General features: G+C 70.9%; 25 protein-coding genes. 3 read left to right on the top strand and 22 right to left on the bottom strand.

Annotated elements, in window-relative coordinates; translation table 11 throughout:
• Positions 1-2: 2 nt before the first annotated feature.
• The 8 genes from ACMCNO_RS01480 to ACMCNO_RS01515 all read right to left on the bottom strand — a co-directional run bounded on the left by ACMCNO_RS01480 (position 3) and on the right by ACMCNO_RS01515 (position 7,927).
• Entirely contained in the window at positions 3-1,184 is a 1,182-nt protein-coding gene (locus tag ACMCNO_RS01480; RefSeq protein ID WP_412747629.1) for an LCP family protein, read from the bottom strand.
• A 185-nt stretch (positions 1,185-1,369) separates the two neighbouring features.
• Positions 1,370-2,611: an LCP family protein gene (locus ACMCNO_RS01485; protein ID WP_412747630.1), complete on the bottom strand. Its 1,242-nt coding sequence runs from the start codon at positions 2,609-2,611 to the stop codon at positions 1,370-1,372.
• A gap of 110 nt (positions 2,612-2,721) precedes the next feature.
• Positions 2,722-3,687 carry an NAD-dependent epimerase/dehydratase family protein gene (locus tag ACMCNO_RS01490; protein ID WP_412747631.1) on the bottom strand — a complete coding sequence of 322 codons (966 nt, stop codon included), beginning with the start codon at positions 3,685-3,687 and terminating at the stop codon, positions 2,722-2,724.
• Positions 3,688-3,742: 55 nt separating this feature from the next.
• Entirely contained in the window at positions 3,743-5,416 is a 1,674-nt protein-coding gene (locus tag ACMCNO_RS01495) for a cation acetate symporter (RefSeq protein WP_412747632.1), read from the bottom strand.
• Complete coding sequence (locus ACMCNO_RS01500; protein WP_412753578.1) at positions 5,416-5,790, bottom strand: DUF485 domain-containing protein; 375 nt, start codon at positions 5,788-5,790, stop codon at positions 5,416-5,418. Before ACMCNO_RS01500 ends, ACMCNO_RS01495 begins: the two co-directional genes overlap by 1 nt.
• Before the next feature lie 132 nt (positions 5,791-5,922).
• Complete coding sequence (locus ACMCNO_RS01505; RefSeq protein WP_412747633.1) at positions 5,923-6,450, bottom strand: flavin reductase family protein; 528 nt, start codon at positions 6,448-6,450, stop codon at positions 5,923-5,925.
• Between the two features lie 161 nt (positions 6,451-6,611).
• Complete coding sequence (locus ACMCNO_RS01510) at positions 6,612-7,385, bottom strand: GntR family transcriptional regulator (RefSeq protein WP_412747634.1); 774 nt, start codon at positions 7,383-7,385, stop codon at positions 6,612-6,614.
• The gene (locus ACMCNO_RS01515) at positions 7,382-7,927 is read right to left on the bottom strand and encodes a UTRA domain-containing protein (RefSeq protein ID WP_412747635.1); all 546 of its coding nucleotides are present in this window, start codon (positions 7,925-7,927) and stop codon (positions 7,382-7,384) included. The genes ACMCNO_RS01510 and ACMCNO_RS01515 overlap by 4 nt, the downstream gene beginning before the upstream one ends.
• A gap of 232 nt (positions 7,928-8,159) precedes the next feature.
• Here ACMCNO_RS01515 and ACMCNO_RS01520 point away from each other — a divergent pair, with 232 nt between their 5' ends.
• Together ACMCNO_RS01520 and ACMCNO_RS01525 are read left to right on the top strand one after the other, a co-directional pair.
• Positions 8,160-8,393: a hypothetical protein gene (locus ACMCNO_RS01520; RefSeq protein WP_412747636.1), complete on the top strand. Its 234-nt coding sequence runs from the start codon at positions 8,160-8,162 to the stop codon at positions 8,391-8,393.
• A gap of 331 nt (positions 8,394-8,724) precedes the next feature.
• Positions 8,725-10,230, top strand: coding sequence for a glycosyltransferase family 2 protein (locus ACMCNO_RS01525; protein ID WP_412747637.1), 1,506 nt, complete (start codon positions 8,725-8,727; stop codon positions 10,228-10,230).
• Positions 10,231-10,298: 68 nt separating this feature from the next.
• Here ACMCNO_RS01525 and ACMCNO_RS01530 read toward each other — a convergent pair whose 3' ends face one another.
• The 11 genes from ACMCNO_RS01530 to ACMCNO_RS01580 all read right to left on the bottom strand — a co-directional run bounded on the left by ACMCNO_RS01530 (position 10,299) and on the right by ACMCNO_RS01580 (position 22,747).
• Positions 10,299-11,300 (bottom strand): hypothetical protein, encoded by a 1,002-nt coding sequence (locus tag ACMCNO_RS01530; protein ID WP_412747638.1) that lies wholly within the window; start codon positions 11,298-11,300, stop codon positions 10,299-10,301.
• A 136-nt stretch (positions 11,301-11,436) separates the two neighbouring features.
• Entirely contained in the window at positions 11,437-13,071 is a 1,635-nt protein-coding gene (locus tag ACMCNO_RS01535) for a cation acetate symporter (protein ID WP_412747639.1), read from the bottom strand.
• Entirely contained in the window at positions 13,068-13,475 is a 408-nt protein-coding gene (locus ACMCNO_RS01540) for a DUF485 domain-containing protein (RefSeq protein ID WP_412747640.1), read from the bottom strand. Before ACMCNO_RS01540 ends, ACMCNO_RS01535 begins: the two co-directional genes overlap by 4 nt.
• 123 nt (positions 13,476-13,598) lie before the next feature.
• Complete coding sequence (locus tag ACMCNO_RS01545; protein ID WP_412747641.1) at positions 13,599-13,997, bottom strand: hypothetical protein; 399 nt, start codon at positions 13,995-13,997, stop codon at positions 13,599-13,601.
• Positions 13,998-14,192: 195 nt separating this feature from the next.
• The gene (locus tag ACMCNO_RS01550) at positions 14,193-15,881 is read right to left on the bottom strand and encodes a DUF4153 domain-containing protein (protein ID WP_412747642.1); all 1,689 of its coding nucleotides are present in this window, start codon (positions 15,879-15,881) and stop codon (positions 14,193-14,195) included.
• Positions 15,882-15,894: 13 nt separating this feature from the next.
• Entirely contained in the window at positions 15,895-16,977 is a 1,083-nt protein-coding gene (locus ACMCNO_RS01555) for an ATP-binding protein (protein ID WP_412747643.1), read from the bottom strand.
• Positions 16,974-17,663 carry a response regulator transcription factor gene (locus tag ACMCNO_RS01560; RefSeq protein WP_412747644.1) on the bottom strand — a complete coding sequence of 230 codons (690 nt, stop codon included), beginning with the start codon at positions 17,661-17,663 and terminating at the stop codon, positions 16,974-16,976. Before ACMCNO_RS01560 ends, ACMCNO_RS01555 begins: the two co-directional genes overlap by 4 nt.
• A 243-nt stretch (positions 17,664-17,906) precedes the next feature.
• The gene (locus tag ACMCNO_RS01565; protein WP_412747645.1) at positions 17,907-18,653 is read right to left on the bottom strand and encodes a LytR/AlgR family response regulator transcription factor; all 747 of its coding nucleotides are present in this window, start codon (positions 18,651-18,653) and stop codon (positions 17,907-17,909) included.
• Complete coding sequence (locus ACMCNO_RS01570) at positions 18,650-19,870, bottom strand: sensor histidine kinase (RefSeq protein WP_412753579.1); 1,221 nt, start codon at positions 19,868-19,870, stop codon at positions 18,650-18,652. Before ACMCNO_RS01570 ends, ACMCNO_RS01565 begins: the two co-directional genes overlap by 4 nt.
• A 150-nt stretch (positions 19,871-20,020) precedes the next feature.
• Complete coding sequence (locus ACMCNO_RS01575) at positions 20,021-21,529, bottom strand: sugar transferase (RefSeq protein ID WP_412753580.1); 1,509 nt, start codon at positions 21,527-21,529, stop codon at positions 20,021-20,023.
• 357 nt (positions 21,530-21,886) lie between these two features.
• A complete protein-coding gene (locus tag ACMCNO_RS01580) occupies positions 21,887-22,747 on the bottom strand; it encodes an Fpg/Nei family DNA glycosylase (protein WP_412747646.1) in 861 nt (286 codons plus the stop codon).
• A gap of 24 nt (positions 22,748-22,771) precedes the next feature.
• Between ACMCNO_RS01580 and ACMCNO_RS01585 the strand changes: the two genes are divergently transcribed.
• A complete protein-coding gene (locus tag ACMCNO_RS01585; RefSeq protein WP_412747647.1) occupies positions 22,772-23,983 on the top strand; it encodes a glycosyltransferase in 1,212 nt (403 codons plus the stop codon).
• A gap of 15 nt (positions 23,984-23,998) precedes the next feature.
• On the opposite strand, the gene ACMCNO_RS01590 is transcribed toward ACMCNO_RS01585, so the two are convergent.
• Genes ACMCNO_RS01590 through ACMCNO_RS01600 form a run of 3 tightly spaced genes read right to left on the bottom strand, consistent with a single transcriptional unit; the run spans position 23,999 to position 26,500 of the window.
• Positions 23,999-24,745: a CDP-alcohol phosphatidyltransferase family protein gene (locus ACMCNO_RS01590; RefSeq protein WP_412747648.1), complete on the bottom strand. Its 747-nt coding sequence runs from the start codon at positions 24,743-24,745 to the stop codon at positions 23,999-24,001.
• Positions 24,720-25,781, bottom strand: coding sequence for an iron-containing alcohol dehydrogenase family protein (locus ACMCNO_RS01595; RefSeq protein WP_412747649.1), 1,062 nt, complete (start codon positions 25,779-25,781; stop codon positions 24,720-24,722). The genes ACMCNO_RS01590 and ACMCNO_RS01595 overlap by 26 nt, the downstream gene beginning before the upstream one ends.
• Positions 25,769-26,500, bottom strand: a complete 732-nt coding sequence (locus ACMCNO_RS01600; protein ID WP_412747650.1) for a sugar phosphate nucleotidyltransferase — start codon at positions 26,498-26,500, stop codon at positions 25,769-25,771. The genes ACMCNO_RS01595 and ACMCNO_RS01600 overlap by 13 nt, the downstream gene beginning before the upstream one ends.
• Positions 26,501-26,712: the final 212 nt, after the last annotated feature.

Raw genomic sequence — 26,712 nt, forward strand, 5'->3', positions numbered from 1 at the left:
GACTATTTCTCGTTCGCGATGACGTCCGGGTGGTTGACGATGAACTCGCCGAGCTTGTCCTCCTGGACCGCCTTGAACATTTCCATGCTTTCGGGGGTGATGGTCTCCCGGCCCGCGCCGTTGCCCGCGAACGTGCCCTTGTTCGTGCGCAGCAGCACGAGGTCGTTGGCGGCGATGCCCTTGAGCCCGAAGATGAAGTCCTGGATCGGCACCCCGCCCGTGTCGAGCACGAACGCCTGGCCCGCCGCCTTGATCAGCCCGGTGGCCTTGAGCGGGTTGGCCAGCGCTCCGCTGGTGCTGGCCTTCTTGGCCATGGCCTTGATGAGCTGCTGCTGGTGGCGCTGCCGGTCGTAGTCGCCGTTCTTGAGGCCGTACCGCTGGCGGGAGTAGTCGAGCGCCTCCCAGCCTTCCATGTTCTTGCAGCCGACCTCGTGCCAGATCGGCTTGGTCGGCTTGCCGGTCTTGCGGGCCTCCGCGAGGAACAGCGCCTTGTCGTCGACCCAGACCATGTGCTTGGACTTGACCCGCTGGTCCACGCACATGCGTACGCCGCCCAGCGCCTCGATGACGCTCTTGAAACCGGCGAAGTCGATGATCGCCGCGCCGTCGAAACTCATCCCGGTGTTGGCCTTGATGGTCTGTGCCATCAGCTGCGCGCCGCCCGCCCAGCCGCCGCCGTTCTGCGCGCCGTGGAAGAACGCCTCGTTGGCCTTGGAGACCCCGCCCGGGTAGCCGTTCTTGGCGAACGCCGGCACCTGCATCTGGGTGTCACGCGGGATGGACACCAGATACGCCTGGTCGTGGCTGGCCGGGATGTGCAGCACGATGATCGTGTCGGAACGCAGGTCGTCGACCGCCCAGCGCTTGCGCGCGTCGACGCCCATGAGCAGCAGGTCGATCGGTCCCTTGAGCGGGTCGCCGCCCTTGCCGGTGGTCGCCTTCTTGGTGTCGCCGATCAGGTTGTCCTGGGTGATCGCTCCGGTGGCGCTGGCGATCACCCACTTGCTGCCGAGAAGACCCGCTCCGCTGCCCAGCATCAGCAGTGTGCCCAGCACGACGGTCAGGCGCGCCCACAGCGGGCTGCCGCGCTTCTTGCGCGGCGGTGCGGCGGGCGCGATCAGCCCGTCCTGGCGGACGGCGTCCCGATCCTGCGACTGGGGGGGTCGAGGGGGGGCGACCGTCATTCAGAGCTCCAGAAGATCGGGAAGGGGGCCGAACCACTGTACGTTCAACTTCGATATCGCGGGAGTCCTCCCGCGTTTCAAGTCCGTGACACAGAGTGTTTACGGACGACGCGGGCTGGTGGTTTCCACCGGCCCGCGTCGAATGCCCGTCCTGTGTGCCGCTTTTGTGCGGCGACACACAGTCGCTATTTACCCGCCTTCGCCGCGGCGCTGGGCAGGTTGGCAGACATCCACTCGGTCATCTTGTCGGCAGAAACCGCCTTGTACAAAGCGAGTGCCTTCTCCCGGTCGCTGACCACGACGCTCTGTCCGCCGATGGTCTGGCTGCCCACGTTGGGGCTGGTGATGAACGTGAGCTTGTCGCCACGGATGTTGCGGAACTGGACCGCCATGTCGGTGAGCGAGAAGTCCTGGTCGACCGTGACGGCTGCGGTGACCGCCTTGAGGAAGTCGTTCAGCTTGCCGGGGTTGGTCAGCGTGCCCGTGCTGGCGGCCTTGTCCATCAGCGCCTTCAGGAATTCCTGCTGGTGCTGCATGCGGGCGAAGTCGCCGCGGGCGAACTGCTTGCGCTGACGGATCCAGTCCAGGGCCTGGGTGCCGTCCATGTGCATGGTGCCCTTCTTGAACACCCGGTGCGGCTTGTGGATCGAGGTGATGGTCTGCTCGACCTTCAGGTCGACCCCGCCGAGGGCGTCCGTGACCTCCTTGAACCCGCCGAAGTCGATCGCCATCACGTGGTCGATGCGCACGTCCGAGAAGCACTCGACCGTACGGACCGCGCGGGGCAGGCCGCCGAACGCGAACGCCGCGTTGATCTTGTTGCGGCTGCCGCTGCTGCACGGCGCGTTGTTCTCCGACGGGATCTGCACGTACAGGTCGCGGGGGATCGACACGAGCTGCGCGGAACCGTGGTCGGCCGGGATGTGCATGAGGATCAGGGTGTCCGCGCGCCAGGCATTGGTGGAGTCCTTGGCCGCGTCCGGGTCCCGCGAGTCGCTGCCGACCAGCAGGATGTTCAGCGCACCGTCGACCGTCTTGGCCGGGCGGCCACCCGTGATCTGGTCGAACGCGTTCGTCCGCTTCAGGTCGTTGTCCAGGCCGTTGGCGTAGCCCATCAACGTGACCGCCGCGATCACGCCGATGACGATCACCGCGATGCCGCCGACCAGCGCGATCCGCCCCCAGCGCGGCTTCGGCTTGCCCCGGTACGGCCGCCCGGGACCGCCACCACGGCCGGGCCCGCGCGGCGGCGGGCCGCCGGGTCCGGCGGGGGCACCGGCCCACCCGTCACGCCCGTCGGGGCGGGAAGCGCGCTCGCGGTAGGCGCCGGGTACACCGGCGTGGCCCGAGGTGCGGCTGGAGCCGGGGTGAGCGGCGCCGGGAACGGAGGCGCGGCCGGAGCCGTAGGAGGACGTGGTCGGTGACATGCTCTCAGGTTACGTAAGCCCATCCAGGCATTTCGTGCATCGACACTGGCGCGGCACGAAGGGAGGAGACAATTACGCTCCGTGAGAAGTTCACTACCTGCCCGAAATGATCAGTTCCTGAAGAACTCGATCGTGCGGCGCAGCCCTTCCTCGGGCCCGACCTGCGGCTCGTAGCCGAGCAGCGTGCGGGCCAGGGTGAGGTCGGGGCGGCGCTTCTCCGGGTCGTCCGCGGCGCGTGGCACCAACTCGATCGTCGAGCTGCTGCCGGACAGCTCGACGATGAGCCGGGCCAGGTCGAGCATGGTCATCTCATGCTCGGTGCCGCAGTTGATCGGCCCGGTCTCGGTCGAGTCGAGCAGCAGCAGGATCCCGCGGACCAGGTCGTCCACGTACGTGATCGAGCGGGTCTGGGTGCCGGTGCCCTGCACGGTCAGTGCGGCCCCGCGCAGCGCCTGGCTGATGAAGGTGGGGATGGCCCGGCCGTCGTCCGGGCGCATCCGCGGCCCGTACGTGTTGAAGATCCGCACGATGGCCGTGTCCAGCCCGTGGAAGCGGTGGTACGCCATCGTGGCGGCCTCGGAGAACCGCTTCGACTCGTCGTAGACCGCCCGCACCCCGATCGGGTTGACGTTGCCCCAGTACGTCTCGGGCTGCGGGTGCACCAGCGGGTCCCCGTACGCCTCGGAGGTCGAGGCCATCAGGAAGCGGGCGGCGTCGGCGACCGCGCGGTCCAGCAGCGCCATGGTGCCGATCGAGCCGACCTTGAGGATCTCCATCGGCAGCTTGGCGAAGTCCGTGGGGCTGGCCGGTGACGCCATGTGCAGGATCGCGTCGAACCGGTCGGCCAGCGCCGGGTGGGGTGGCAGTCCCTCGGTCACGTCCGCCTCGACCAGCGTGAAGCGGGGCTCCGTGGCGAGGTGGGTCAGGTTGTCCCGGGAGCCGGTGACGAAGTTGTCCAGCGCCACGACGGTGCACCCGCGCGCCAGCAGTGCGTCCACCACGTGCGAGGGCACGAAGCCGCCGCCGCCGCTGACCAGAATCCGATGCCCGGGGCCGTACCTCTGCGTGACTGCCATGCCGGACACGATAGCGACCGGGGCCGGTGCGCGATCCGCACCGGCCCCGGGCGGATCAGTGTGCGCCGTAGCCGGTCAGCGAGCGCACCTCCAGTTCGGCGTACTTGACGCTGTCCTGCTCCTTGGAGATCACCGTGCCGAGCCAGCCGCAGAAGAAGCCGATCGGGATGGAGATGATGCCCGGGTTGTTCAGCGGGAACCAGTGCCAGTCGTGCTCCGGGAACATGGCGGTCGGCGAGCCGGACACCACGGGCGAGAAGAACACCAGCACGATCGCCGAGATCAGGCCGCCGTAGATCGCCCAGAGCGCGCCGGAGGTGTTGAACCGGCCCCAGAACAGGCTGTACAGGATCGCGGGGAGATTCGCCGAGGCCGCCACCGCGAACGCCAGCGCCACCAGGAACGCCACGTTCAGGCTCTGCGCGTAGATCGACAGCCCGATCGCGATCGCGCCGATGACCAGCGCCGCGATCCGGGCCACCCGAACCTCGTCACGCTCGGAGGCCTGCCCGCGGCGGATCACGTTCGCGTAGAAGTCGTGCGCCACGCTCGACGACGACGCCAGCGTCAGGCCCGCGACCACCGCGAGGATCGTGGCGAACGCGACCGCCGCGATGATCGCCAGCAGCACCGCCCCGCCGGTCTGGCCGCCGAAGTATTCGATGCCGAGCGCCTGGGCGAGCTGCGGGGCCGCGGTGTTACCGGCCTTGTCCTGGGCGGTGATCTCCTTGCCGCCCACCAGGGCCGCCGCCCCGAACCCGAGGGCCAGGGTGAACAGGTAGAAGGTGCCGATGATGCCGATCGCCCAGAGCACGCTCTTGCGGGCGGTGCGGCTGGTCGGGACGGTATAAAACCGGGTCAGGATGTGCGGCAGACCGGCCGTGCCCAGCACCAGGGCGATGCCGAGCGAGAACAGGTCCATCTTGCTGTAGAACGTCTCCAGCGCGGTGGGCTTCTCGACGCCGTACCGCAGGCCCGGTTCGAGGAACGCCGCGCCCTTGCCGGACGCCTTGGCGGCGTCGCCCAGCAGGGTGGACAGGTTGAACTTGTAGTGCGCCAGCACCAGCAGCGTCATCACCAGGGCGCCGGACATCAGCATCACGGCCTTGACGATCTGCACGTACGTGGTGCCCTTCATCCCGCCGACGACCACGTAAATGATCATCAGGGCGCCGACCAGGATGATCGTGGCGACCTTGGCGGTGTCCGCGTCCATGCCCAGGAAGGTGGTGTCCGCCTTGATGCCCAGTAGCAGGCTGACCAGCGCCCCCGCACCGACCATCTGGGCGATCAGATAGAAGATCGACACGGCGATGGTGGAGACCGACGCCGCGGTGCGCACCGGCCGCTGCCGCATCCGGAACGCCAGCACGTCGGCCATCGTGTACCGGCCCGAGTTGCGCAGGAACTCCGCGACCAGCAACAACGCGACGAGCCACGCGACCAGGAAGCCGATGGAGTAGAGGAAGCCGTCGTAGCCGTACAGGGCGATCAGACCCGCGATGCCCAGGAACGAGGCGGCCGACATGTAGTCCCCGCCGATGGCCATGCCGTTCTGGAAGCCGGAGAACGACCGGCCGCCCGCGTAGAAATCCGTCGCGGTCTTGGTCTGCCGGCTGGCCCAGACCGTGATGCCCAGGGTGATCGCGACGAAGACCAGAAAGAGCGTGATCGTCAGCGTACGGGAGGTCGACGACGTCGCCTCCGCGGCGAACAGGTGCGACTCCATCACGCCACCTCCCCGGCGGCCACGTCGGCCCCGCTCTCCATGTCGGCGCGGATCCTGTCGGCCACCGGGTCCAGCTTCTCGGCCGCGTACCGGGCGTAGTACCAGGCGATCAGGAACGTCGAGACGAACTGGAGCAGGCCGAAGACCAGCGCGACGTTGATGTTGCCGATGATCTTGATGCTCATGAAGTCCCGCGCGTACGCCGAGAGCAGCACGTACAGCGCGTACCAGCCGAAGAATGCGATCGTGGTCGGGAAGATGAACCGGCGCAGCTTGCGGCGCAGCTCCCCGAACTCCGGGGACTGCTGGACGGCGACGTACTTCTCCGCCGTCGTGATGTCCCCGGTCGCGGGTGCCGGGTCATCGGGGGTCAGTTCCGTGGTCAACGTGGCTCACCACCTTCGTGGGGGCGGGTCTTTCGCGCACCGTACGGAGGAAGGCCGGCCAGGTGGGGGAGGCTGGTCGGGACGTGCGCCGAACGGGCGTCCCACTGCGCCGATCGGTCGTCAGTCGGCCAGGCGACGGTAGCGGCCCCGGAAGTGCACCAGCGGATCCGGTGCGGCGTCCAGCCGTACCGTCTCGACGGTTGCCTCCACCAGCAGTGACCAGGCGTATGGCCGGGACCCGTCGAGGCGGCACCCCGCCCAGGTGCGTGCACCGGCGGGCACCGGCCCGTAGTCGGTGTCGGTCCAGGCGTCCTGCGCGAACAGCCCGCCGGGTGCGGGCATCAGGCCCGCGAAGCGGTCGGCGAGCTGCTGGTCGTCCGTGTCGAGAAGGGTGACCGCGAACCGGCCTGCCGAAGACGCGGCGTCCCAGAAGTCGCTCTCCTCGTCCACCAGCCCGGCGATCCGGCCGGGCTCGCCGTCCGCCACGACCAGCGACGAGACCGTGAGGCCCGCCGGGCCCGGGGTCGTCCACAGCGTGACCGGGGCGGCCAACCGGCCGCGCATCCGGCGCAGCGCGGAGCGCTCCTGGTCGGGGGTGGCGAACGGATCCGTGGAGTGGATCTGCGCTCCGGGCTCGATCGGGTTCACGGCCCCATTCTGGTCTGCCGACGCACCGTACGAAGGGTGCCGCAGCCGACCGGTTGCCGCGGGAAACAACACTTGCCCCGGTTGCTGCCCGAAAGCGCACGCCGCCCCGCGCTGACGCCGCCATTGTGGATCTTGGTGGCCGTGCGGCTCCTGATGAGTGCCTACCGTGATTCCGGCAGGTCGTACTGCACCTCATAGTGTTGTGCCGATTTGATCATGATGGTGGCCTCGACCGCACGGCCGCTGTCGTCGAACGCCACCCGGAACTGACGTAGCACCGGGACGTCCTCGGGCAGTTGCAGCGCGACGAACTCGGCAACGGTGGCGAATCGCGCGGCCACCTGGTCGACCGCGTTCCGCAGTGGATGGCCCAGCGCCGCAAGCGCCGCCGGGGAGCCGCCCTTGATGCGCCTGTTCTGCGCGAGGACGGTGCCGCGGGCGATGTCCACGGGGTAATGCGTCCACACCAGCTCGGCCGGTTGTTCGTCCAGTAGCAACACCTGGTGGCGGACCACCACCGCCTCCCCGGGAGTGAGACCGAACGCTGCTGCGACCTGAGCGGTGCCTGGACGCTCGCCGACCTCGATCAACCGTGACGAGCCGGACCGTCCCTGTGCGGCGTTGTCCGTGATCCACGGATACGGCTCGCTGGGCGCGGGCGGGTCCGCGTAGTGGGCGGCCCGCACGACCGTGGGGCGGCGGTGCGTGGCCAGAACCGCTCGGCCGCGCTGGCCCTCTACCAGGCCCTCCGCCTTGAGGATGGCAATCGCGCGGGTGACACTCATGTTGTTCACGCCGTACCGCCGGGTGAGTTCGGCGGTGGTCGGCAGCCGGGCGCCGGGTGCGATGTCCCCGGACAGGATGAGCGCGCGCAGATCGCCTGCCAGTTGGCGTTGTCGGGACCGTACCCCGTCGTCAGGAACCGGAGAGCTCACGGAGTCGATGGTCGCATCCGGTAGGACACGGGCCCGCACAGCCGCGCGACCATACAGTTGACTGCGTGCTCGACGGCTCGGCCTCCGGCGTCGACGTTGGTCCGGGTCAGGACGAGGACCGGTTCGTGCCACTCGACTTCGAGGAGCTCCGCCTCGTCGGCCTCCGGGTGGCGGGCAATGATCTGCTCGAAGACGTCGACCGGCGCGTGGCCCAGCGCAGCGAGCGCGGCCACGGCACCCCCGCGGATCTTTCCTGGCCTGGCGAGATCGGTATCAGCCGCGATGGAGGCCGGATAGTAGGACGCGGCGATCTCCACCGGACGATCGTCCAGCAGCATCAGCCGGCACCGTCGAACCGTGTGGTCGCTGTCCCGCAAGCGCAGGGCGGCCCGGACGGAGTCGGGGACGTCCGCCGTCACGGACACCTCGAGCAGGCGCTGGCTGCCTGACTTACCGCGGACGGCGGCATCTGCTGACCATGCATTACCCGTGCTCGCGCGGATGTACTGATCGGACGTCGTCTCGCCGCGCTGGTCCGTCATCCCGATCGCCTCCTGCTACGCCGCTCCAAGCCATGTTGCCCGAACGGAATCCGTTGTGCTCGTTCGGGTGGTCCTGCTGCAGCCTTACACAATATGTGTAAGGCTGGCTTCAGCTCCGCGCTGACGTACTGAGGATCGTCTCTGCGGCGGTGGGTGAGCCGGGGGTGCGCCGCGATGTTTCGTGTGCGGCACGACCAACGGAGCGGTGCGCCCTGTCTTGAAGGAGAGTGCGATGTGCGAGGCGTGGCTGAAGCCGGGGCGCGTGGTGCGCGTCGGCGGCGCGGCCAGCGTCCAAATCCAGGGGCGCCGGGCAATCACTCTCCGGATCGTCCGCGTGGATCGTCGTGCCACGTACGAAGGCTGGGTCTGGCTGGAGGGCTACGTCCTCGACAGCCGTGGAAGGGCGGTTCAGCGGCGCATCGTCTTCGTGCTCCGTGCTGGCCTGCGACCGTATCCACCGGACTGACGGATGAGCTGCCGACTGCCCTGAGCGGACCGCCCTGTTTGCAGAGAATCGTGATGGATGATGGGGTGCGGCGAGATGCCGTTGATCTGGCAATGGGGAGTGCCCGTGGCGGACCGCGTGTGCGCCCGAAGCGTGCCGGGCGGTCGGATGTTGGCCGGGCGGTGCGCCGCCGTGCTGGTTCCAGCGGGCGTTCACCGCGGCCGGGGAGTAGCGTGGGCGTGACATTCGGTCGGAGAATGCGGCCTGGGTGCGACCAGGCTCACGGTCGCGCTACACCACGGACACGTCTCCGTTCAATCGCCGTGAAAAATGCTCCGTACGGTGGGTCGCCATGGTCTCCACCCTTCTCCTGTCAGTTCCGCTCCTGCTGATCCTCTATTTCGGATTCTTTGCGGTGCACACGTACGCGTACAGCATCGCGGCGTTCTTCAAGAAGCCGCTGCCGACCGTGACCCCCCGTCCGGACGCCCGCGTGGCGGTCGTCGTCGTCTCCTTCAATGAGCGCGCCGTCATCGCGGACACCGTCGCCGCCTGTGAAAGGCTGACCTTCCCGAACAAGACCGTCATCGTCGGTGACGACTCCACGGACCCCGAGACCATCGCGCTGTTGCGGGGGCTGGCCACCGCACGCGGATGCGTGGGCCCGACTCCGGTGCGCTACAACGGCAACGACGTCGAGCTCTGGGAGTCCGACGGGTTCGTCCTGTTCCACCGGGCCGAGAACGTCGGCTTCAAGGCGGGCAACCTCAAGGCCCTCGAGGGCTATCTGCAGGAGCGCGGCTTCGACTACATGTACCTGCTGGACGCCGACTGGCGGCCGCAGACCGACGCGGTCGAACGTTGCCTCAGCGTCATCGAGGCCGCCCCGGACATCGCGTACGTGCAGACCACCCGCCTCTACCACCACGGCCGGGGTGAGCATTTCCAGCGCTGCCTGGCGATCAGCGAGGAGGCCTGCTACCTGGTCGACCTGCCGGGCCGCCAGCGGCTGGAGCACATGATCCTGTTCACCGGCTGTTGTGCGCTGTTCAACCTGAGAGCGCTCTCTCAGGTTGGCGGGTTCCGGGCGGGCCACCTGACCGAGGACATCGACCTGTCGAACCGGTTCTACCTGGCCGGGTTCCGCGGTGTCTTCCTGGAGGACGTGACGAACATCGGCGAAGTGCCGCCGAACTACAAGGCGTTCCGCCGGCAGCAGCAGCGGTGGGCGACCGGCTCCGCGCGTACGTTCAAAGAGTTCTTCCGCCCGGTGCTGCGGTCCCGGCTCGGCTTGGCCACCAAGCTCAGCCTGCTGCGCCAGAACGCGTATTACACCGTCGCGCTCGGCATCGAGCTGGCTCTGCTGTGGAGCGTGCTGACCGCCCTGGTCACGGTCGCGGGCTCGGCCCTCGGATGGTCCGTCCCGGCGCCCGAGGAGGTGCTGCGGCCGGTCGGAGTGCCGCTGGCCATCGGCGCGCTGATCGCGCTGTTCAGCGGCGTTCCGCCGCTGGTCGTGCATGCCATCAAGAAGCGTGAGTGGGTCAACCTGCTGTACATCCCCGCCGCGTGCTGGATCGCGCTGTCCGTGGTGCACACGTACGCGATCGCGAACGTCAAGGGCTTCCGCAACGTGGCACAGTCCTGGTTCGTCACCCCGAAGACCAACCGCCAGAAACAGAACGTACGGGTGGCGCCCGCGCGGCGGATCCGTGCGCTGAACGTCGCCACGCTGGTGGCCGTGGTGGGTGCCAGCCTCGCCGCCGGTCAGGGCGGGGCTGGTCCGATGCTGCTGCTGGTGCTCGTGCCGTACGCGCTGATGTGGATTCCGTCGCTGATCATCGGTGCGCTGACGAGCTGACGCCCCCGCGGGGGTGGCCCGGACCAGCCTTCAGAGGCTGGTCCGGGCCATGACGGGTGAGCCCCCGTTCATCCCACCCGTTCGATCACGGCGCGCCGGATCAGCAGCTTGCCCTCTTCGTGGATCGAGTCGAAGGCCTCCTTGTTGAGGAGGATGCAGCTGCCCGCCGCACTCTCGACCGGGACGACGATCGACTTGTTGTTGTCCAGGTTGGTGACCTTCAGCTGCGTGCCGGGCGGGAAGTTGCCGCTCAGCGCCGTCTTGCCACCCGAGCCGGTGGTCGTCACGGTCGAGCCCTTGCAGACGACCTCGCCCGCACCCGTCCCGTTGCCGTTGTTGCCCTGGCCGGCGTTGCCGTTGTTGCCCTGGCCGGCGTTGCCGTTGTTGCCCTGGCCGGCGTTGCCGTTGTTGCCCTGGCCGGCGTTGCCGTTGTTGCCCTGGCCGGCGTTGCCGTTGTTGCCTTGACCGGCGTTGCCGTTGTTGCCCTGGCCCGCGTTGCCGTTGTTGCCCTGGCCCGCGTTGCCGTTGTTGCCCTGGCCGGCGTTGCCGTTGTTGCCTTGACCGGCGTTGCCGGTGCAGCCCGCGGCGGCGCGACGCTGGTTGATCAGGTCGACGACTGCCTGGCGGTTGGCGATGCGGGCGGCCGACTGGGCGTCCGGGTTCGCCTTCTGGCCGGCGATGAAGTTGAGGTTGTTCTGCAGGGCCTTGTCCAGGCCCCCGCAGTCCTCCCCGGAGCCCTTGCCCTGGCCGTTGTTGCCGTTCCCGGCGTTGCCGTTGTTGCCCTGGCCCGCGTTTCCGTTGTTCGCGGCCACGTTGGCGGTGCAACCGGCGGCGGCGCGACGCTGCTGAATGAGGTCGACGACTGCCTGGCGGTTGGCGATGCGGGCGTCCGACTGGGCGTCCGGGTTCGCCTTCTGGCCGGCGATGAAGTTGAGGTTGTTCTGCAGCGCCTGGTCCAGTCCGCCGCAGTTCTCTCCGGCGCTGCTGATGCCCGTACTGATGGCGAACGCGCCACCGACCAGCGTTGCCGCCGCCGCCCCGATCATCAGCTTCCGTGCTCGCCCCGTCATCCCGCGTCGATACATGCACCCGCTCCTTCGCGTCATGAGCACTGCCCGTTGCAGCACCGTGAGGTACGGGACGGCCGGGTCGCGGGGTTCAGTTCAGGTTACTTAAAGTTATTTAAGGTCCTGGTGGTGAGCGCTGCTAGAGGCGAAGTGACTCCGGAGCGTGCAGGCGGAGCATGGTCGCGCCCACATCGCGGGGCACCCGCCGAGCGGTCAGCAGCGACCCGATGACCATCACCGCGAACGCCAGCGGCACGCTCCACGCCGCGGGCTGGCCCACCAGCCGGGCGGCCCAGCCGTGCAGCGGCGGCCCCAGTACGGTCACCAGCACCGCCGTCATCGCCGCGCCGCCGCCGACCAGAATCCCCGCCGCCGCGCCCACATCCGTGAGCCGCCGCCACCAGATGCCCAGCACCAGCAGCGGGCAGAAGCTGGACGCCGCGACCGCGAACGCCAGACCCACCACCCGGGAGACGTCCAGGTTCGCCACCGACACCGACAGGGTCAGTGGCAGCGCCGCGGACAGCAGGGTGGCCAGCCGGAAGTCACGCACCGAGCCGCCCCGGTCCGCGTGCAGCACGTCCGTGTACACCACCCCGGCGACGCTGGTCAGCAGGCCCGACGAGGTGGACAGGAACGCCGCCAGCGCCCCGGCGGTCACCAGCGCGCCGAGCAACCGGCCCAGCGTGCCCGAGCCCAGGGCGGCTTCCGGCAGCACCAGCACCACCGCGTCCGTGCGGCCGGTCATCAGCAACTGGGGGGCGTAGATCCGGCCCAGCACCCCGTACAGCGTGGGGAGCAGGTAGAAGGCGCCGACCAGGCCGAGCACCACCAGCGTCGTGCGCCGGGCCGAGGCGCCGTCGGGGTTGGTGTAGAACCGGACCAGAACGTGCGGCAGGCCCATCGTGCCCAGGAAGGTGGCCAAGATCAGGGAGTACGTGACGAACAGGCCGCCCTGCCGCCCGGGCAGCAGCCAGTCGTCGCCCCGGCGTTCATCCACGATGCTCACTTCCGGCACCGGATCTCCAGCCGCGAAAGTCACCGAGCCGCCACTGTGGACCGTCCTGATCGCACCGTCCACATGCAACACCGCGTCGTGGTGAATCTCGACGGTCGTCGTCGCGGGAAAGACCGGGCCCGTCGGTGGAGTGACCGCGGGCCGTCCGTCCGTTTGCCACTGCAACACCAGAAAGATCACCGGTACGGCCAGGGCGGTCAGCTTCAGCCAGTACTGGAACGCCTGCACGAACGTGATCGCCCGCATCCCGCCCAGCGCCACATTGGCCGTCACCACCAGTCCCACCACGACCGCACCCCAGGTGTACGAGCCACCGGTGACGGTCGTGAAGGTCAGGCCGGCGCCCTGCAACTGCGGCACCAGATACAGGCAGCCGATGAAGATGACGAAGATCGTGGCGAGGCGACGCACCATCGGCGAGCGGAGCCGCACCTCGCAGAAGTCCGGCAGGGTGAACGCGCCCGAGCGGCGCAGCGGGGCCGCCACGAACAGCAGCAACGCCAGGTAGCCTGCCGCGAAGCCGACCGGATACCAGAGCACGTCGACGCCGTAGCGCAGGATCAGCCCGGCCACGCCAAGGAAGGAAGCGGCGGAGAGGTACTCGCCACCGATCGCGGCCGCGTTCCAGCTCGGGCTGACCGACCGCGACGCCACCAGGAAATCCGATGTGGTGCGTGCGACGCGCAGGCCGTACGCGCCGATGCCGATCGTGACCAGCACGACCAGGACCAGCCCCGGGACGACGTACGGGTTCACGGCTCGGGCCTGCGGATCACCGCGGTGAAGTCCTGCTCGTTGCGCTCCGCGAAGCGCACGTACGCCCAGCCCACCGCGACCAGGAACGGGAACGAGCCGACCCCGAGCAGCAGCCAGGGCAGGTTGATCCCGAGCACCTTCGCCGTGCCGACGGCCGGGGCCACCGCGAACAGCAGCGGCAGGGAGCCGAGCCCGGCGACCACGACCAGCGACAGTCGCAGGGCGAGCGCCAACTGCGCCCGCATCAACCCTTTGACCAGCGCCTCCCCGACCGGGGTCTGCTCGGCGAGATCGGTTCGCGCCCGGTCGGCGGGTGCCCGCCGGGACGCCACCTCGCCCAGCACGACCCGGACGCGTCGCTGCACGTCGGCGGTGTCTTGGCTCCGCGCCTCATCGCCGGCCATGCCCGCAGTCTGGCGACTGCCCGGCAGTTGTCAAGACCGCGGATGCGAAAGGGCCCGCACGTCGCCGGCGTGCCCGCTGCCGCAGCGGGCACGCCGGCGACAAGATCGCCCGACGGATCGGGCTTACGGCAGTTCGTCGGCCCGCGAGCAGTTACCGACGCCGGTCCGGCAGATTCGGTACATGTAGTGCAGTTTGCCGACGCCGTCGGCAACCTTCTTCCGCGCCCCGCACGAGGAACTTCCGATCCACGTCCAGTCGCCGTTTCCGATCTTGCGCTGCCAGCGGGCGCAGTGGCCGTCCTCCAGCGGATCGCTGGCGTAGAGGTCGTAGTTGAGCAGGTGGCCCGAGGTGGTGCCGTCAGTCATGGCCTCGCCGACCGCGCCGGTGGTGGAGAAGGTGATCGCACCGGGGGTGGCGAGGGTGACGGCGGCCTGGGCCGGCATGGGGCTGGCGCCGAAGATCAAGGCCGCGCCGGCGGCGACGGTGAGAGCACGCTTGGCCCAGGTGTGATGCAGCAGCACGAAGTCCCCGTTTCCATCGGAAGTGAGCTGCCGGAGTGGTCCCCGGCGGGGAAAGCATAGGTGTTTGACGATCATGCACGCACATCGACTTCGCGCGGCTGACCGCCATCTCACATCAGACGCTGCGGAAACCCTGCTGCGGGCCTTCGACCTCGGGAGAATGAACACTGCCGGGTCCGATGAGGACAGTGCGGTCTAGTCCATCGCGTAGGGCGTGGGGCAGGAGTGGTCCGGTGCGGCCGGGCGGGTGGCGAGGAGATCCCGGGCGCGCAAGCGCCCGTAGTTCATGCCGCGCCAGTCGTCCGGGTCGGCGTTCAGGCGACGTGCGATCGGGCCCAGGGCACAGTCGCGTTCCGGCTGGGGCAGCCGGTCCAGCGCGGGGACCGCGTCCGGCGACAGCGTCGACAGGTACCAGGTGTCGATCCGATGGCTGTGGACGAACCGGTCGACGTTGCGGTCCGCGATCAGCCCGTCCGGGTTCGCCGCGACCAGGCCGAGCAGCGCGAACACCCCGGCACCGACCGCCACCCGGGGCAGCCAGGCGCCGCGCAGCCGCACCCCGGCGACCAGCACCAGCACGAACACCACACCCAGCCACAGCTCGCACAGCGAGACGAGCACCCGCAGCCGGGTCAGGCCGTACATGTCCGCGTACAGGTCCATGCGGTGCAGCGCCGAGGCCACGATCACGAGGGTCAGCGCGGCCAGCGCACCCAGCACGGCCCGGATCAGCACCCGATCGGTACGGCTGTCCCGCGGCGCCCACCGGGCCGCCCCGGCCAGCACGAGCAGGGTCAGCCCGGTGACCACGAGCAGCTGCCAGAAGCCGCTGCGGGCGTACTCCGAGTAGGTGAGGCCCTCGGTGGTCAGCACGTGGGTCGCGCCGCCGAACAGCACCGCCAGCTGCACGGCCACGAAGACCGCGAACATCGCGACCAGCAGGCACAGTGGAACGGCCCATTCGAGACGGCGTACGGTGCGGGTGGCGGGCCGGTCCCAGCCGGACAGATCGGGCGGCGCGGCACGCAGGTATGCCGCCCCGGACAGCAGCCCCGCCGTCACCGCGAAGATGAAGCACCACCGCACCACGGTGTCCACGCGCATGTCCGGGACGATCGAGTCCAGCATCCGGGAGAACGCCGCATCCGCCGAGGCGAACAGCGCGCCGAAGACCACCAGCAGAGCGGCCGACACGGCCACGGTCGCCACCACCCGGATGCCGGAGCCGCCCGTGCCGCCGCGCCGGATCCGGGCCAGCCCCCGGGCCACCCACGGCAGCGCCCGCAGCACCGAGAACGCCGCCAGCACCGTCGCCACCACCATGCCGCGCAGCGACCGGCCCCCCGCCACCGCCAGCGCGCTGGTCACCACGGCGGTCAGTACGCACAGTGCGAACAGCCAGCCCGCGGCCCGCAGAGTCCCGGCGGAGAGCAGCAGCACCGTGGCCACCGACCAGGCGTACCGGGACGGTGCCAGCGTGGGGGCGCGCCACGACACCAGCGGCTGGGGAGCCCCCGCCGCCAGCGGGTACGGCGCGATCCGCGCCACCACCAGCGCCGTCACGCCGATCGCCGCGGTGACCATCCATCCCACGCCGCCCCGGTCGAGCGGGAGGCTGAGCGCGGCGACGACGGCGGCCACCACGATCGCCAGCAGCGTCGCCGGCGAGGCGGGTCGTCCCGGTCCGGCCCAGCGGCGCCCCCACAGTGACGCCGGGACCCAGGGCCCGTGCAGCGGAGACATGGTCGGCGGGCCCCAGTTCGACGGAGTCCGGCTCGGCGCGGTCTGGCTCGGCGCGGTCTGGCTCGGCGTGGTCTGGCTCGGCGTGGTCTGGGTCGGCGCGGGCGGGCGCGCCGGCGACGGTGGCTTGGGTGTTTCGGGCACACTGATCTCCTGGTCAAGCGGGCTGCAGTGGCAGCGTCACGTGGATGTGGCAGCCGGGTCCCGCCCGCCCGGCCGTGGGTCCTCCGGCCGGGTCGACGACCGCGATCGTGCCCTGGTGCAACTGCACCACCCAACGAGCGATCGCGAGGCCGAGGCCGGTGCCGCCGTCGGTGGCGCGTTCGCCGCGGGTGAACCGTTCGAAGACCCGTTCGCGCTCCGCGGGTGGGATGCCGTCGCCCTCGTCGGCTACGGCGACCAGCAGATGCCCTGCCCGGCGTTCGGCGGCCAAGGGTGGCCCACCGGCCGTCGACGGGGTGGCCGAGCGGCGTTCGGCGCGGATGGTCACCGTGCCACCGGCGGGGCTGTGCCGGGCGGCGTTGTCGAGCAGGTTGGCGAAGACCTGGTGCAGCCGCTCACGATCCCCCTGGATCACGACGTTCGGAGCGGACACCGCGAAGCGGACCTCCCGGCCCGCGCCGGTCGCGTTGACCGTCGCCTCGCGCACCACGTCGGCGAGCAGGTCCGCCACGTCGATCGGGTCGCCGGCCAGCGGGACCACGCCCGCGTCCAGCCGGGACAGGTCGAGCAGCTCGGCGACGAGGCGGCCGAGCCGCTGGGTCTGCGACAACGCGGTCTGCATCATCTCCGGTTCGGCCTCGGCCACCCCGTCCACGATGTTCTCCAGCAGGCCCTGGAGCGCGGTGATCGGCGTACGCAGCTCGTGCGAGACGTTCGCGATCAGCTCGCGCCGGTGCTGGTCCGCGGCCGCCAGGTCCGCGGCCATCTGGTTGAACGCGGTGGCCAGCTCCCCGACCTCGTCGCGGGACCGGGTGCGCACCCGGCGGGTGTAGTCGCCGCGGGCCATCGCCCGGGCCGCCACGGTCATCTCGCGCAGCGGCACGGTCGCCCCGTGCGCCATCACCTGCAGCGTGACCAGCGCCAGCGCCACCGCGATCGCGAGCCAAGACAGCTCCACACGCATGAAGTCGATGCTCCACCAGAACACCAGCAGCCCGACCCCGCCCGCGAAGCCGAGCGCCAGGGACAACTTCGCCTTGATCGACCGTACGGGGTCGAGTGGCCGCCACAGCCTCACCGGGTCACCTCGAGGGCGTAGCCGACGCCGTGCACCGTGCGGATCAGGTCGGCGCCGAGCTTGCGGCGCAGGGCCTTGATGTGGCTGTCGACCGTCCGGGTGCCGGAGGCGTCGGCCCAGCCCCACACGTCGGACAGCAGCCGCTCCCGGGGCAGCACCGTCCGGGGATGCTGGGCGAGGTGCGCCAGCAGGTCGAACTCGGTCGGGGTCAGGTGGGCCTCGGCCCCGGCGCGCCGGACCCGCCGTTCCGCCAGGTTGATCTCCAGGTCGCCGAGGCACAGGGGCGCGGCGCCCGCCCGGTCGGCGTTGCGCTGGGCGCGGCGCAGCAGGGCGTGCACCCGCGCGGCCAGCTCCCGCATCGAGAACGGCTTGGTGAGGTAGTCGTCCGCGCCGACCGCGAGCCCGACCAGCAGGTCGGTCTCGTCGTCGCGAGCGGTCAGCATCAGTACGGGCACGGGGCGCTCGGCCTGGACCCGGCGGCACACCTCCAGGCCGTCGAAGCCGGGCAGCATGACGTCCAGGACGATCGCGTCCGGCGGGGTACGCCGAGCCGCCGCCACCGCCGCGGGGCCGTCCCCGGCCACCTCCACCGCGTACCCCTCGGCCCGCAGCCGCGCCGCGACCGAATCGGCGATGGTCCGCTCGTCCTCGACCACGAGGATCCGTCGCTGCACCGTAGTCTCCACGTCGCCCTCCGTTCCGCCCCCGCATCGTGCGCGGGCGGTGCAAGACCGGCGTCCCCCGTGCCCGCCGACCTCGGATGAGGAGCCTATTGATCATCCGTGCAGGCCGGGGGGCGGCGTTGTGAACGAATGGTGGAGATCGGCCGCCGCTTGGCGCGGACAGGGTGACCAGGACGCCGACCCTGTGGATAACCCTGGGGAAAACCCGCCCGAGGGTGTGGACAACCCTGTGGAGGCGGGCGTGGGTCAACGGGTCCAGTCGTGCTTGGCGGCCCGGATCAGGCGGTCCTTCAGCTCGCGGGTGTGCCGGCGGCTGACCGGCAGCTCCACCGAGTCCACGGACACCACGTACCCGGACTGGGTCAGGCGCAGCTCCGTGACCAGCCGCAACTGCACCAGGTACGACCGGTGGATCCGGACGAAGCCCGCCGCCGCCCAGCGCTCCGCGAGCGTCGCCAGCGGGACCCGGACCAGGTGCGAGGCGTCAGCGGTGTGCAGGCGGGCGTAGTCGCCCTGCGCCTCCACCCAGCGCACCGCCGACCGCGGCAGCATCCGGGTCGTGCCCGCCAGTTCGACCGGGATGCTCGGCTCGTCCACCTGGGCCGCCGCGGGGGCGACGGGCGTGGCGCGCCGCCCGGCCACCCGGCGCAGGGACTCCGCCAGCCGCTCGGCGCGGACCGGCTTGCGGACGTAGTCCGTGACCCCGAGGTCGAAGGCGTCCACCGCGCCGTCGTCGTACGCGGTCACGAACACGATCGCCGGGGGCCGCGCGAACCGGTGCAGCAGCCGGGCCAGCTCCATCCCGTCCAGCCCCGGCATCCGGATGTCCAGGAACACCGCGTCCACCTCGGTGTCGCGCAGCACCCGCAGCGCCTCGGTCGCGTCCCCCGCGCGGTGCACCTGCGACACTCGCCCGTCCGTGGTGAGCAGGTACGCCAGCTCGTCCAGCGCGGGCGGCTCGTCGTCGACCGCGAGCACCACGAGGCGGCTCACGCCCGCACCTGCGGGTGGAATTTCGGCACCCGCATGCTCACCTTCGTCCCCGCCCCGGGCGCGGTCTCCACCACCAGCCCGAAGTGATCGCCGAACACCGAGCGCAGCCGCTCATCGACGTTGGAGAGCCCGACGTGCTGGCCCGCGTCGTCCGCGCCGCCGTCAGCCACCGCGGCGGCATCCCCGGTCAGCGTGGCCGGGTCCATTCCGACGCCGTCGTCCTCGACCGTGATGTGGCATTCCGCCCCGGCGTCGCGGGCCTCGATGCTCACCACGCCGACACCCGGCTTGCGGGACAGGCCGTGCCGGACCGCGTTCTCCACCAGCGGCTGCAGGCACAGGAACGGCAGGCCGACCGGCAGCACCTCGGGCGCGATCTGCAGCCGCACCTGGAGCCGGTCACCGAAGCGGGCCCGTTCGATCGTCAGATAGCGGTCGATCGAGCGCAGTTCCTCGGCCAGCGTGGTGAACTCCCCGTGCGCCCGGAACGAGTACCGCGTGAACTCCGCGAACTCCAGGATCAGCTCCCGCGCCCGCTCCGGGTCGGTCCGGACGAACGAGGCGATCGCGGTCAGCGCGTTGTAGATGAAATGCGGGCTGATCTGCGCCCGCAGCGCCCGTACCTCGGCCCGGGCCAGGCGTTCCCGCGACGACTCCAGCTCGGCCAGTGCCAGCTGCGACCCGGCCCAGCGCGCCACCTCCAGGGTGGCCTGTACGAACCCGGGAGCCGGCTGGTCGGCGGCGACCGCCACCAGCGCGTCCGTGGCCCGCCCGTCCGGCCCGGCCAGCGGGGCGACCACCGCGCCGCGCACGACGCAGTCCACCCGGTCGCAGGGCAGGTCGGCGCTGGACAGCACGATGGACCGACCCGTCCGGACGGCACGCCGGGCGGCGGCGGTGAGCTGGTCGCCGTGGTGCTCGCCGCGCCCGTCGAACGCGAGGCACCGCCGCGCGTCCGCGATGGCCAGGCCGACCGCGCCGATCAGCGTACGCAGATGTCGGGCCGCCTTGCCCGCCGCCGCCGGGGTCAGCCCCGGGTGCTCGGCACTGCGCGCCGTGCGCAGCGGCTCGGCGGCCAGCGCGGCGGTGTGCAGCACCTCGTAGGTGGCCCGTTGCAGGGCGGTCGCGACGCCGCGCCTGGCCCGCAGCCGGACCACGGCCAGCACAGCGCCCAGCAGCCCGACGAGGACGGCCAGCACCGCCCCCACCGTGCCGATCCGCGTGCCCACGCAGCAGATCCTGTCGTCCCGCACCACAAAAAGCCAGGCGTCCGCAGGGATCGCCCGCCGTCGCTGCCTCGCGAGCAGATCTTGATGAGCTGTGCCGTCACCGCCGACGGCCGAAGCCGCCCGGCGGTGCGGTGGTGGTCAGTACGCGCCCTTGCGGCGCAGCACCACCCAGATGGTGCGCCACATGATGGCCAGGTCGTAGGTCAGCGACCAGTTGTCGACGTAGTACAGGTCGAGCCGGACCGCCTCGTCCCACGACAGGTCGGAACGGCCGGAGACCTGCCACAGCCCGGTGATGCCCGGGCGCACGAGCAGCCGGCGCCGGACGTCGCCGAGGTAGTCGCCGTCGTCGGCGGGCAGCGGGCGCGGCCCGACCAGCGACATCTCGCCCTTGAGGACGTTGATGAGCTGGGGCAGCTCGTCGAGGGAGGAAGCCCGCAGCTTCTGCCCGAAGGAGAAGACCCGCGGGTCCTCCTTCATCTTGAACAGCATGCCGTCGGTCTCGTTGAGCTCCAGCTCCTTGAGGCTGGCCTTGCGCTCCTCGGCGTCGACGTACATGGTCCGGAACTTCCACACCCGGAACGTGCGGCCCTCGTGGCCGACCCGGGGCTGGCGGAAGAACACCGGGCCGGGGTCGGAGAGCCGGATGCCGAGCGCCACCAACAGCAGCACCGGGCTGAGCAGCAGCAGGCCGAACGCGGCGGCGACCCGGTCGAGCAGGTTCTTGGCCAGCCAGCCGGGGCCGGACAGCGTCGGCTCCTCGACGTGCAGCAGCGGCAGGCCCTCGATCGGGCGGATGTGCACCCGCGGGCCCGCGATGTCGGTGAGCTGCGGCGCGACGACCAGGTCGACGCCGGTGCCCTCGAGCTGCCAGGCGAGGCGGCGCAGCTCGCCGGGCTCGGCGCTGGCCGAGCCGCAGACCGCGATCGTGTCCGCGCCGACCTCGCGCACCAGCGACAGCACGTCGCGGCCCGCGTACACCGGGACGGGGGTTTCGATGCCGCGGGCGGCGCCGTACCCGTCGGTGAGATGGATGGCGACCGGGATGAGCCCGGCCGCGGGGCTGCGGGTGACCGCGGTGTAGACCTCGAGCGCCTCGGGCAGCGTGCCCACGAGGATCATCCGGTGCGCGCCGTGACCGGTGCGTCGCCGGGCCACGTGCAGCATCTGCCGGGCGGTGTAGCGGCAGACCAGGATGAACAGCAGCGCGCTGAGGCTGACCGCGGCGACCGTGCCGCGGGACAGCTGCGTCTTGGTGGCGAACGCCAGCAGCGACACCCCGGCCACGACCGTGACGAACCCACGGACGACCCGTTTGAACTCCTCGCTGCCCAGGCCCAGGTAGCGGCGGTCGTAACTGCCGTTGCCCCACAGGATGATCAGCCAGCCCAGGGGCAGCAGCAGGTAGGCGGCCAGATAGAAGGTCTGCTTCTCGCCGTTGAAGCCGGCGCTCACCCGGTCGATGTCGATCGTCTGGACCGCCAGGTAGCTGGCCAGCAGCGCGGAGGCGAAGTCGAGCAGGACCAGGATCATCGTGTACGGCCGGTGCCAGCGCGACAACCGCCGGTGTGAACGGGTCCACGCCGACCGGGGCACGCCGTTGGTCGGGTGTGGGTCCTGCTGCCACTCGAAGCTGTCGTACGGCATGCCGCTCCGGCTGCTCTTGGGCGCCGGGCTGCTCTCGGGCGCCGGGCGATGGAGGCTCGCAGTCACCTCGCCTACGTCCTCCCGCAACTCATACCGCCCGCCGACGTTTCGGGGACCGGGAGACGCCGTACGGGCCTCCCGGCGGGCCGGCGACGTGACCGGCGACCCCGGAGAACATTACGCACCGCCACGGGCAGTCCGGTGCCGACGGGTCGCCGGCCCCGGCCGCGCCGCGGACAACGCGTGGGACCGGGCCACTATACCGATGGATCGGGCCTGGAGAAGGGGACGTTGTGCCCGCTTTCTCTCGCGGAGACCAACTTCGGGCGATAGCCACGCTGCGTGAGGGCGGGCGTGCTATCGGATGAGCTTGGAAAGGCGCCGATCGGCGAGCGGCTTGCCGCCGGTCTGGCAGGTGGGGCAGTACTGCAGGCTCTTGTCGGCAAAGGACACCTCGCGTACGGTGTCGCCGCATTCGGGGCAGGGCAGTCCGGTCCGGGCGTGCACCCGCAGCCCGGCGCGCTTCTCGCCTTTGAGTTCGGCGGCGCGCTGACCCACCGATCGGGTGACAGCGTCGGTCTCCACGGCGCGCATCGCCGCGTACAGCGTGGCGATCTGGTCGTCGGTGAGCCTGCCGGTCAGCGCGAACGGCGACAGCTTCGCCACGTGCAGGATCTCGTCGGAGTACGCGTTGCCGATCCCGGCCAGCACCTCCTGGTCGGTGAGCACCCCTTTCACCTGCCCGTTGCGGCCGCGCAGCCGCTGCGCGAACTCCTCGGGCCCGACCGCGAGGGCGTCCGGGCCGAGCCGCGACACGCCGGGTACCTCGTTCGGGTCGCGGACCAGGTAGGCGGCGAGGGACTTCTGGGTGCCCGCCTCGGTCAGGTCGAAGCCGGAGCCGTCGTCGAGGCGTACCCGGATCGCGATGGGCCCGCTGCCCGGCTTGAGTGGCGCCGCGGACTTGAACGCGTCGCGGTAGTGCAGCCAGCCCGCCCGGGCCAGGTGCACGATCAGGTGAACCTCGTCGCCCAGGTGCACGTCGAGGAACTTGCCGTGGCGCCCGGCCCCGGTCAGGGTCAGGCCCGCCACCGCGCCCGGCGCGGGATCGTAGGTCTTCAGGGCGCTGAACGAGGCCACCTCGAAGCGCTGCACGGCGTGGCCGACCGCGCGCTCGCGCAGGTACGCGGCGAGCGCCTCCACCTCGGGAAGTTCCGGCACCCCCCGAATGTAGCGTCTACCCACGTGAAGGTCGTGGTTGCGCACAACCGGTACCGGGAGGCGATCCCGTCCGGCGAGAACGTCATCGTCGACACCGAGATGGCCCAGCTCGCGGCGGCCGGGGTGGAGGTGCTGCCGTTCCAGCGCAGCTCCGACTCGATCGGGCAGCTGCCCGCCGCCGAGAAGGCGCTGCTGCCGGTGTCCCCGATCTACGGGCGGGCCGCCCAGCGGGACCTGGCGGCGCTGCTGGCCGAGCACCGGCCGGACGTGCTGCACCTGCACAACCCGTACCCGTTGCTGTCGCCGTGGGTGGTGCGGACCGCGCACGCGCACGGGGTGCCGGTGGTGCAGACGGTCCACAACTACCGCCAGGTGTGCTCGTCGGGGCTGTACTTCCGGGACGGGCACAACTGCACCGACTGCCGGGGCAAGGTGATCGGCTGGCCCGCGGTCCGGCACCGCTGCTACCGCGGCTCGGCGGCGCAGAGCGCGATCCTGGCCACCGCGCTGGCGGTGCACCGGCCGACGTGGCGTTCCGTGGACCGCTACATCGCGCTGACCGACCGGATCGCCGAGCACCTGCGCGACTACGGCATCGCCGAGCCGCAGATCGTGGTGAAGCCCAACGGCCTGCCGGACCCGGGCGAGCCCGATCCGCTCGGCGACGGTTTCCTGTACGCCGCCCGACTGTCCCCGGAGAAGGGTCTGGGCCTGCTGCTGGAGGCCTGGCGGCGGCATCCGGACGGGGCGCTGGGCGAGCTGCGCATCGCGGGCGACGGCGAGCTGCGGCCGCTGGCGGAGCGGGCCGCCGCGGAGCGCGGCGACGTCACGTACCTGGGGGTGCTGGACTCCGCCGGGATGGTCGCGGCGCGGCGTGCCGCCGCGGTGGTCGTGGCCGTGCCGACCTGGAACGACGTGCTGCCGACCGTGATCCTGGAGGCCATGGCGGCGGGCCGCCCGGTGCTGGGCACGGCGGTGGGCGGGATTCCTTACCTGCTGGGGGCCGGACAGCACCCGCTGGGGGCCGGACAGCCGGGACCGATCGGCGGCTGGGCGGTGGCGCCGGAGGTCGCCGCGCTCGCCGAGGCGTTGCCGACCGCCCGCGCGCAGGCGGCGGCGCTGGCATCGGACGCCCGCAAGCGCTACGTCCAGGAGTTCCACCCGGATGTGCTCACCCCGCGGCTGATCGAGATCTACCGCGACGTGGCGGCGGCCTCCGGCCGCACATCGCGGTGAGCGGTGCGGCCCGGGTCAGCCGCGCAGGGCGGCCCGGCCGCTGAACGCGATGCTGGCGGCCAGGAACGCGCCGTTGATCAGGGTGAACGCGGCGACCAGCCAGACCGTCCACTGCGGCGCCACGGTCAGCACCACGCCCGCCAGGGCGATCACCGCGCCGTAGTCGCGGACCAGTTTGATCACCCGGACCGGCAGCGACGTGCTGGTCACCATGCTGGCCGCCTGCGGTCCGCTCTGCATGACCGAGGTGACCAGGTTGACCATCCAGGTGCCCGCGAACGCGGCCAGCAGCCACGCGGGCGTCGCGGGGACCTGCGCCGCGGCGGTCGCGGAGAGCGCGGCGACCAGGGAGATCTGCGCGGCCACGTCACACAGGACGTCGACCCGCGCCCCGGCCGCGCTGGTCTGCCCGGTGACGCGGGCGAGCTGCCCGTCCGCGCAGTCCAATGCGTACGCGGCCTGCCAGCCGACCAGCGCGAGCAGGCCGATCGGCCACGCCCACACCGCGCCGGTGGCGACCCGGTGCGCCGCGGCCACCACCACGAACGACACCAGGCAGCTCAGTCCCAGGTTTGCGGCGGTGAGCACGGTCGGGGCGAGGCGGCGCTTGTGCGCGGCCACCGAGATGCGCGCGCCCAGCCGCTGGCTGACGGCCTCGCTGAACAGTCCACCGCCCCGGTTGACCGCGTAGTAGTCCGCCGCGGTGGGCGCCGCGGCCGGGGGAGTCCGGGTCGGGTCAGCGCTGTGCGAGGGCGTCGTCATATTCGGCCAGCTTCCGGCGGATCTCGTCGGTCGACAGTGCCAGGTGTTCCAGGATCGTGTAGCGGTCGGGGCGGGTCCGCGGGGCGAACTCGACGACCTCCACGAAGCGCTCCGCGTCCAGGCCCACATCCGAGGGGGTACGGGGCAGCCCGTGCCGGGCCAGGCACTGCGCCATCTGGGCGAAGCGCCGCTCGTCGCCGCGCAGGAACGTGCAGAACAGCGCGCCGAGCCCGGCCAGCTCGCCGTGCGAGGCGGTGCCCGGGAACAGGGTGTCCGTGGCGTGGACGATCTCGTGGCAGCCCCCGCTGCACGGGCGGCTGCTGCCGCAGACCGCCATGGCCAGGCCGCTGGAGATCAGCGACTCGGCGAGGACGGTGACGAACCCGTCGTCGTTCATGTCCCCCGGGTGGGTGAGCATCGCCTCGGCGCCCATCCGGGCCAGCGAGGCGGCCAGCCCGTCGAACGGCTCGCCGCGCACCTCGCGGCCCAGGTCCCAGTCGGCGAGGGCGCTGATGTTGCTGATCACGTCGCCGATGCCGGCCCGGTTGACCCGTTCCTGGCCGTTCTCCACGAAGTCCAGGTCGACGATCACCGCGTACGGGATGTGCACCCCGTACGAGCCCTTGATGCCGTCGTTGACGAGGCTGGCGACGGGGGAGGCGATGCCGTCGTTGGCGAGGCTGGTGGCCACGGACACCATCGGCATGCCCCACCGGTTGGCCGCGTACTTGGCCGCGTCGATGGTCTTGCCGCCGCCGATGCCGACCACCGCGTCGTACGAGCGGGTGCGCAGCTTCGCGGCCAGCTCCAGCGCGGCGTCGACCGTGCCGCCCGCGGTGGTGTAGACGTCCGCGGAGCCCAGCGAGGGGCGGATCAGGTCCGCGATGCGTTCGCCCTGGCCGGGGCCGACCACCACCGCCACGTCGCCGCCTGCCGAGATCCGTCCGTCGGCCAGGATGTGGCCGAGGTCGGCGACGGCGCCGCGGCGTACGTGGATGTGCAGTGGGGTCTGCACGCTGCGGGCTAGTAGCGGCATGCGATCTCCCGTGCCTTGGCCAGGTCGTCGTGGTTGTCGACCTCGACCCACGCGACCTCGCCGATGGTGGCCGCGCGCACCTCGCCGCCGCGGTTGGCGAACTCCTGGTAGCCGTCCTCGTAGTAGAGGTCGGGGTTGCGCTCCCAGGTCGCCTTGAGCGCGTCGGCCAGGCCCGCGGCGGCCTCCGCCTCGATGATCGTGGCGCCGATGTACTCGCCGAACGCCTCGGCCGGGTCCATCAGCTTGGTGATCCTGGTGAGTTGCCCCTCGGGGGAGAAGACGGTCTTCATCTCCTCGTCGGCCAGCTTCTTGACGTTGTCAATGGCCAGCAGGATGCCGGGGCCACGGTTGGCCAGCAGGGTCTGCTCGACGCTGACCGGGTGGACCGTGTCGCCGTTGACCAGCAGCGCGCCCTGGGCGAACTGGTCGCGGGCCAGCCACAGCGAGTACGCGTTGTTCCACTCCTCGGCCTTGTCGTTGTGCACGAGGGTGAGCTTGACGCCGTACTTCTGCTCGAAGGCGTCCTTGCGCTCCTCGACCGCGTTCGCGCAGTAGCCGACCACGACCGTGATGTCGGTCAGGCCCGCCGCGGCGAGGTTGCGCAGCGAGATGTCCATGATCGTGGTCTCCCCGTCCACGGGGACGAGCGCCTTCGGCAGCGTGTCGGTGTACGGGCGCAGCCTGCGCCCGGCGCCGGCGGCGAGTACCAGACCGATCATGGGGTTCCTTCCACAGCAGGGGTGTCGAACGACGAGGATAGCGGCGTGTCAGCTACCGAGCGTAGCCAGCACTGCGAATCCGTCCTCGGCGATACGCCTGACCATTCCGTCGTCCACCTGCCGGTTCTTGCCCGACGATGTCCCAGGTATTCGGGAAAAGCTTTCGCTGCGGGGGTCGTTTGAGAAAGAAAAATCGGCCGTCGGCGCCGACG

Source organism: Krasilnikovia sp. M28-CT-15 (assembly GCF_047159595.1).
GTDB lineage: Bacteria > Actinomycetota > Actinomycetes > Mycobacteriales > Micromonosporaceae > Actinoplanes.